Origin of the sequence: Actinomyces oris (genome assembly GCF_001937445.1) — a bacterium.
GTDB classification, from domain to species: domain Bacteria; phylum Actinomycetota; class Actinomycetes; order Actinomycetales; family Actinomycetaceae; genus Actinomyces; species Actinomyces acetigenes.
This window is the reverse complement of sequence record NZ_MSKS01000037.1, coordinates 24,524-30,523: the sequence shown is the minus strand read 5'-3', so window position 1 is coordinate 30,523 and position 6,000 is coordinate 24,524. Positions and strand designations below refer to the sequence as shown.

Sequence of the window (6,000 nt, the reverse complement as noted above, 5' to 3'; positions counted from 1 at the left end):
CCCGCCGTCAGGCGCTGGCCGCCTTCGAGAACCTCCGTGCCGAGCAGAAGCAGGTCTCTCGGTCCGTGGGGAAGGCCTCCCCGGAGGAGCGCCCGGCGATCCTGGCCAGCGCCAAGGAGCTGGCTGAGCAGGTCAAAGCCGCCGAGGCCGCCTCCTCGGCCGCCGCCGCCGAGCTCGACGACCTGGCCCGCCAGTTCGCCAATCTCATCGAGGGGGCGCCCTCGGGCGGCGAGGAGGACTACGTCGTCCTGCGCCACGAGGGCGGCGAGCCGCGCGACTTCGCCGCCGAGGGCTTCGAGCCCGCCGACCACCTGGCGATCGGCGAGGGCCTGGACATCATCGACACCCGCCGCGGCGCCAAGGTCTCCGGCGCCCGCTTCTACTACCTCAAGGGCTGGGGCATGCGCCTGGAGCTGGCCCTCATGACGGCCGCCCTGGACGCCGCCGTCGCCCACGGCTTCACCCCGATGACCACCCCCACCCTCGTCACCCCGCAGGTCATGGGCGGCACCGGCTTCCTGGGCGCCCACAGCGACGAGATCTACTACCTGCCCGCCGACGACCTCTACCTCACCGGCACCTCCGAGGTGGCCCTGGCCGGCTACCACGCCGACGAGATCCTCGACCTGTCCGCCGGGCCCAAGCGCTACATGGGCTGGTCCACCTGCTACCGGCGCGAGGCCGGGGCCGCCGGCAAGGACACCCGCGGCATCATCCGCGTCCACCAGTTCAACAAGGCGGAGATGTTCTCCTACTGCCGCCCCGAGGACGCCGAGGCCGAGCACGCCCGGCTCCTGGCCATGGAGGAGGAGATGCTGGCCCTGGTCGAGCTGCCCTACCGGGTCATCGACACCGCCGCCGGAGACCTGGGCTCCTCCGCCGCCCGCAAGTTCGACTGCGAGGCCTGGCTGCCCACCCAGCAGCGCTGGATGGAGGTCACCTCCACCTCCAACTGCACCACCTACCAGGCCCGCCGACTGGCCGTGCGCGAGCGCCGCGAGGGAGGCACGAGCCCCGTGGCCACCCTCAACGGGACCCTGGCCACCACCCGCTGGATGGTCGCCATCCTGGAGAACCACCAGCAGGCCGACGGCTCGGTGCGCGTGCCTGAGGGCCTGCGCCCCTACCTGGGCGGCCTGGAGGTCATCGAGCCCGTCGGCGCCACCGCCTGAGGGCCGGCCCCGTGAACCCCACGCCTGCCTCCAGTCCGGGTGCCGCACGCGAGACCGACACCGGCGCCGTCAGTGCCCCCGCCGATCCCGAGCCCACCGGCAACGGTCCGGCCGTCAACTCCGCCACCGGCATCGCCCCGGCCGGCCAGCCCCTGACCCGCCTGGGCGGCTCCACGGAGTACGTCGGGCACCTCGAGGACGGCGCCGGACAGGCCGCAGGCACCGGCGAGCACGCCCTGCGCCGTCGGCCCCTGGGACACGAGGAGTACCACGCCCTCGTCCAGGACCGGATGCGGGACCTTGACGCCCTGGAGGCCGACGGCGGCACCCGGCTCGCACCCGGCCACGGGCTCGTCGTCGCCCTCGACGTCGACGGCACCATCCTCGACATGGACGGGAGCGTCTCGGAGCGGGTCATGGCCTCCGTCGCCCGCCTGCGCGCCCACAAGGTCCCCGTGGTCATCTCCACCGGCCGCGGGATCGCCGCCGCCATGCCGGTGGTGCGCCACCTGGGGCTGTCCACCGGCTGGATGGTGTGCGCCAACGGCGCCCTGACCCTGCGGCTCGACCCGGACGCCCCCGGCGGCTACGAGGTGGTCGACTCGCGCACCTTCGACCCGCGCACCGCCATCGAGACTCTTCACGCCGCCGTGCCCGACGGGATCCTCGCCGTGGAGGACCCCGGCGCCGGCTTCAAGGTCTCCCGGCTCTTCCCCGACGGCGAGCTCATCGAGGACCAGCGGGTCGTCACCTTCGACGAGCTCGTCTCCCAGCCGGTCACCCGCGTGGTCCTGCGGGCCCCGGGCATGCCCGTGGATCGCTTCTCCCAGATCGTGGCCGACTCCGGGCTGCACTCGGTGGAGTACGCCATCGGCTGGACGGCCTGGCTCGACGTCGCCCCCGAGGGCGTCACCAAGGCCTCCGCCCTCGAGGCGCTCATCGCCCGCCTGGGCACCGACTCTGCCCACGTCCTGGCGGGCGGGGACGGCTCCAACGACGTCGAGATGATCGAGTGGGCCGGAGCCGGCGTCGTCATGGGCAGCGCGCCGCAGTGGGTGCGCGACCGCGGCGATATCCTGACCGAGCCCGTGTGGCGGGACGGCTGCGCGGCCGTCCTGGACGCCCTCATCGAACGAGTAAGGCACCCGTGATGCGACAGTCCCCCCTCCCTGTCTCCCAGCACAACTCCATCCCTGAGGAGCACGCGGCCCGCGCCTCCGGCCCGTCCGGTGGGGCGAGCGCCCCCGGTCGGGGCCGCGTAAGCCGTCGGCTGCGCCGGGGCAGCCGCCTCCTGGCCGCGGCCAGCACCCTGACCCTGGCTGCCGCCGCCACCGCCGCCTGCTCAGCCGGCGGGACCGGCTCGGCCGCGGCCACCGGCTGTGCCGCCTACCAGGCCTACCAGGGCCACAAGGGCGCCACCGTCACCATCTCCAGCAGCCTGACCGGCACCGAGGCCGAGCGCTTCGAGGCCTCCGTGGCCGAGTTCGAGAGCTGCACGGGCATCAACATCGAGCACACCGGCACCACCGAGCTGCGCTCCCAGCTGCTCAACGGCTCGGGAGCCAACCTGTCCACCAGCTCGGGAGCCTCGCCGTCGAGCCAGGACAACCCCGAGAACCTGCCCGACCTGGCCATCGTGCCTCAGCCCGCCATGGTGGCCGAGCTCGTCGACACCGGCGTCGTCCACCCGCTGCCCGACAAGGTCAACAGCAACGTGGAGGCCGGCTGGGACCGGCACTGGATCCAGGTCGGCATCCACGCCTCCGTGCCCTACGGCGCCCCGCTCATGGCCTCGGTGAAGTCCCTCGTGTGGTACTCGCCGGACGCTTTCGCCAAGGCCGGCTACGAGGTGCCCAACACGTGGGCCGATTTGGAGGCCCTCACCAACAAGATCCGCTCCGACCACCCCGACGGCTCCGTGACGCCCTGGTGCGTGGGCGCCGCAGACGGGGAGTCGACTGGCTGGGTGCTCACCGACTGGCTCGAGGACGCCCTGCTGGCCACCCAGGGGCCCGGCGTCTACGAGACCTGGGCCTCGCACCGGTCTCCCGTCGACTCCCCGAATGCCGTGGAGGCCCTCGGTGCCGTCAACTCCCTGGTCCTGGACGACGGGCACGTCGCCGGCGGGCGCGGCTCGGTCATCTCCCGCACCCCCGTGCAGGCCGGGGCCGACCTGGTCAAGGGCAGCTGCCTCATGCTGCACGCCTCCTCCTCCTTCGAGAGCCGCTTCCCCGAGGGCACCGTTATCACCGACGCCGACGGCGCCAACCCGGTGACGGTCCAGGCCCCCCACCCGACCGCGAGCGCCACCGCCGGCGGCGGGACGGCCGGGGCGACGGCGTCGGCGAAGGGCGCGGCGAGTTCGGCAAGTACGGCGAGTGCGACGGGTAAGGCTGATACGGCGGGAACGAAGGTCTCGGCCTTCGTCACCCCCGCGGAGGACCGCGGCTCGGACTCGGTGCTGGTGGGCACCGACTACCTCGTGGCCTTCACCCGCTCGGACGTGGTCAGCGCGGTCATGGAGTACCTGACCTCCCAGGAGTGGGCCCGCACGCGGATGGCGCTGGGCGGGGTGGCGACCGCCAACCAGGGCGTCGACCCGGACCTGGCGCCCAGCGACGTCGGCCGGCGCGCCACCAGGCTGCTCCAGTCACGCCAGACGACCGTGGAGATGGATGCCTCGGACTCGATGCCGGTGGCTGTGGGCAGCAGCGCCCTGTGGGTCGGGCTGAGCCGGTGGGCGACCGGGACGGCGACCCCCAAGGAGGCGCTCAAGCAGGCCGAGGCGGCCTGGCCCAAGCAGAAGTAGCCGGGGCGGGGTGGCCGGGCGGTGCAGCCGGCCTCGGGCGGGGGGCGCCGTCGGGTGGGAGTGAGCCGCCCACGGGCAGCCTGGAGCATTGATCCGCGTCGGGCGGGTCGATAGCCTTGGATCCCCAGCGATTCAAGGAGGACTCATGGGACTGGGATGGTTCGGCGCCCCCGAGCACAAGCGTTGGCTGGCCTACGAGACGCATGCGCTGCTGCACTACGCGCGCGCCGCGCAGGTGCCCTCTGGATTCGGGTGGATCGGTCAGGGCGGTGAGGTGGACCCCGCCCATCCCGTCGAGCTGTGGATCACCGGCCGCATGACCTTCGCCTTCTCCCTGGGGGCGCTCATGGGGATCCCCGGCTGCCGCCGCTACGCCGACCACGGCGTACGCGCCCTGAACGGCCCCCTGCGCGACTCGGTCAACGGCGGCTGGTACTCGGCGATCGGCGCCGAGCCCGACGCCGAGGGGCGGGGCGTCCCGGTCGACCGCGACGCCCGCAAGGAGTGCTACCAGCACGCCTTCGTGCTCCTGGCCGCCGCCACCGCGACGGCCGCCGACCGGCCCGGCGCCCATGAGCTGCTGCGCGACGCCATGGAGGTCCAGGACCGCTACTGGTGGGACGAGGGCCAGCAGATGCCGGTGGAGTCCTACGCCGCCGACTTCACCGACTCCGAGGACTACCGCGGCATCAACGCCGCCATGCACACGGTGGAGGCCTACCTGGCCACCGCCGACGTCACCGGCGAGGTGCGTTGGCTGGAGCGGGCCCTGAAGATCACCGACTTCGCCGTCAACGTCCAGGCCCGTGAGCACGGCTGGCGCCTGCCCGAGCACTACTCCACCACCTGGGAGCCGCGCCTGGACTACAACCGCGACGAGCCCGCCCACCCCTTCCGGCCCTACGGCGTCACGCCGGGCCATGGGCTGGAGTGGGCGCGCCTGACCGTCCAGCTGCGCGGGGCGCTCATCAACCGCTCCATGAGTGCGCCGGAGTGGATGCTGGAGGCTGCCGAGCACATCTTCGAGCAGGCCCGCACCGATGGCTGGCGCATCGACGGTGCCCCGGGTTTCGTCTACACCACGGACTTCGACGGCAAGCCCGTGGTGCACGAGCGCATGCACTGGGTGGTCTGCGAGGGCATCTCGGCCTCGGCCGCCATCCGCCAGGCCCTGCTCGATGACGGTCGCGGGGAGATCGACGTCGAGCACTATGAGCACTGCTACCGGGCCTGGATCGACTACGCCGAGGAGTTCCTCATCGAGGAGCCGGGCGTGTGGACCCACGAGCTCGACCGCGACAACCGGCCCTCGACCCGCACCTGGGCGGGGCACCCGGACATCTACCACGCCCTGCAGGCCACCCTCATGGCGCGCCTGCCGGTGTGGCCGGCGATCGGGCAGGCCCTGGCCGAGGGGCGGCTCGACGAGCCGAACTCCCTGCTGCCGGCGCGCGCCAGCAAACCACACCGGCGCGGGTTCTTCGGCAGGTCCTAGGGGCTGGTGCGGAAGCGGGCAGGGGCTGGGTCTGGGCCTCGCGTTCGTACCTTGAGGTGCGCGTTCGTACCTTAAGGTGTGTATTCGTACCTTAAGGTGTGTGTTCGTACCCTTAACCCCCGAACGCGAGGAATAAGGTACGAACGCGCCGTCGGCGACCGGTGGCTCGGACTGGTGGGCTGGCGGTGACCGCGGGCCCACCGGGATGGTAGGGTCTGTGCCTGTCGCGCCCGGTGGGTGCGGCCTGGAGAGGTGACAGAGCGGCCGAATGTGGCGGTCTTGAAAACCGCTGTGCGCCTGGCGCACCGGGGGTTCGAATCCCTCCCTCTCCGCTCACACACCGCAATACCAACGAAAACTCATCAAGGTTTCATGGGTCAGGTGAGTTTGGCGGCGTTCTCATCACCGGTGAGCCTGGCGGCCATCGAGTGCAACCTGATGATTCTTCAGTTCAAGAGACAGTCCCGCATCGTTCCGACGCTGCGGTCAACATCTCAGTAATGACATCTATGTCAATACCGAGA

General features: G+C 71.9%; 4 protein-coding genes and 1 tRNA gene. All 5 read left to right on the top strand.

The features are described from left to right. On the top strand, positions 1 to 1,172 hold a 1,172-nt coding region (serS, locus tag BKH20_RS10370), incomplete at its 5' end, for a serine--tRNA ligase (protein WP_075390996.1). Positions 1,173 to 1,183: 11 nt separating this feature from the next. Further along, entirely contained in the window at positions 1,184 to 2,323 is a 1,140-nt protein-coding gene (locus BKH20_RS10365; RefSeq protein ID WP_075390995.1) for an HAD family hydrolase, read from the top strand. Beyond that, positions 2,323 to 3,981, top strand: a complete 1,659-nt coding sequence (locus BKH20_RS10360) for an ABC transporter substrate-binding protein (RefSeq protein WP_075391000.1) — start codon at positions 2,323 to 2,325, stop codon at positions 3,979 to 3,981. The genes BKH20_RS10365 and BKH20_RS10360 overlap by 1 nt, the downstream gene beginning before the upstream one ends. A 145-nt stretch (positions 3,982 to 4,126) precedes the next feature. Next, entirely contained in the window at positions 4,127 to 5,476 is a 1,350-nt protein-coding gene (locus BKH20_RS10355) for an AGE family epimerase/isomerase (RefSeq protein WP_075390994.1), read from the top strand. A gap of 246 nt (positions 5,477 to 5,722) precedes the next feature. Next, positions 5,723 to 5,808, top strand: a tRNA-Ser gene (locus tag BKH20_RS10350). Positions 5,809 to 6,000 lie beyond the last annotated feature (192 nt).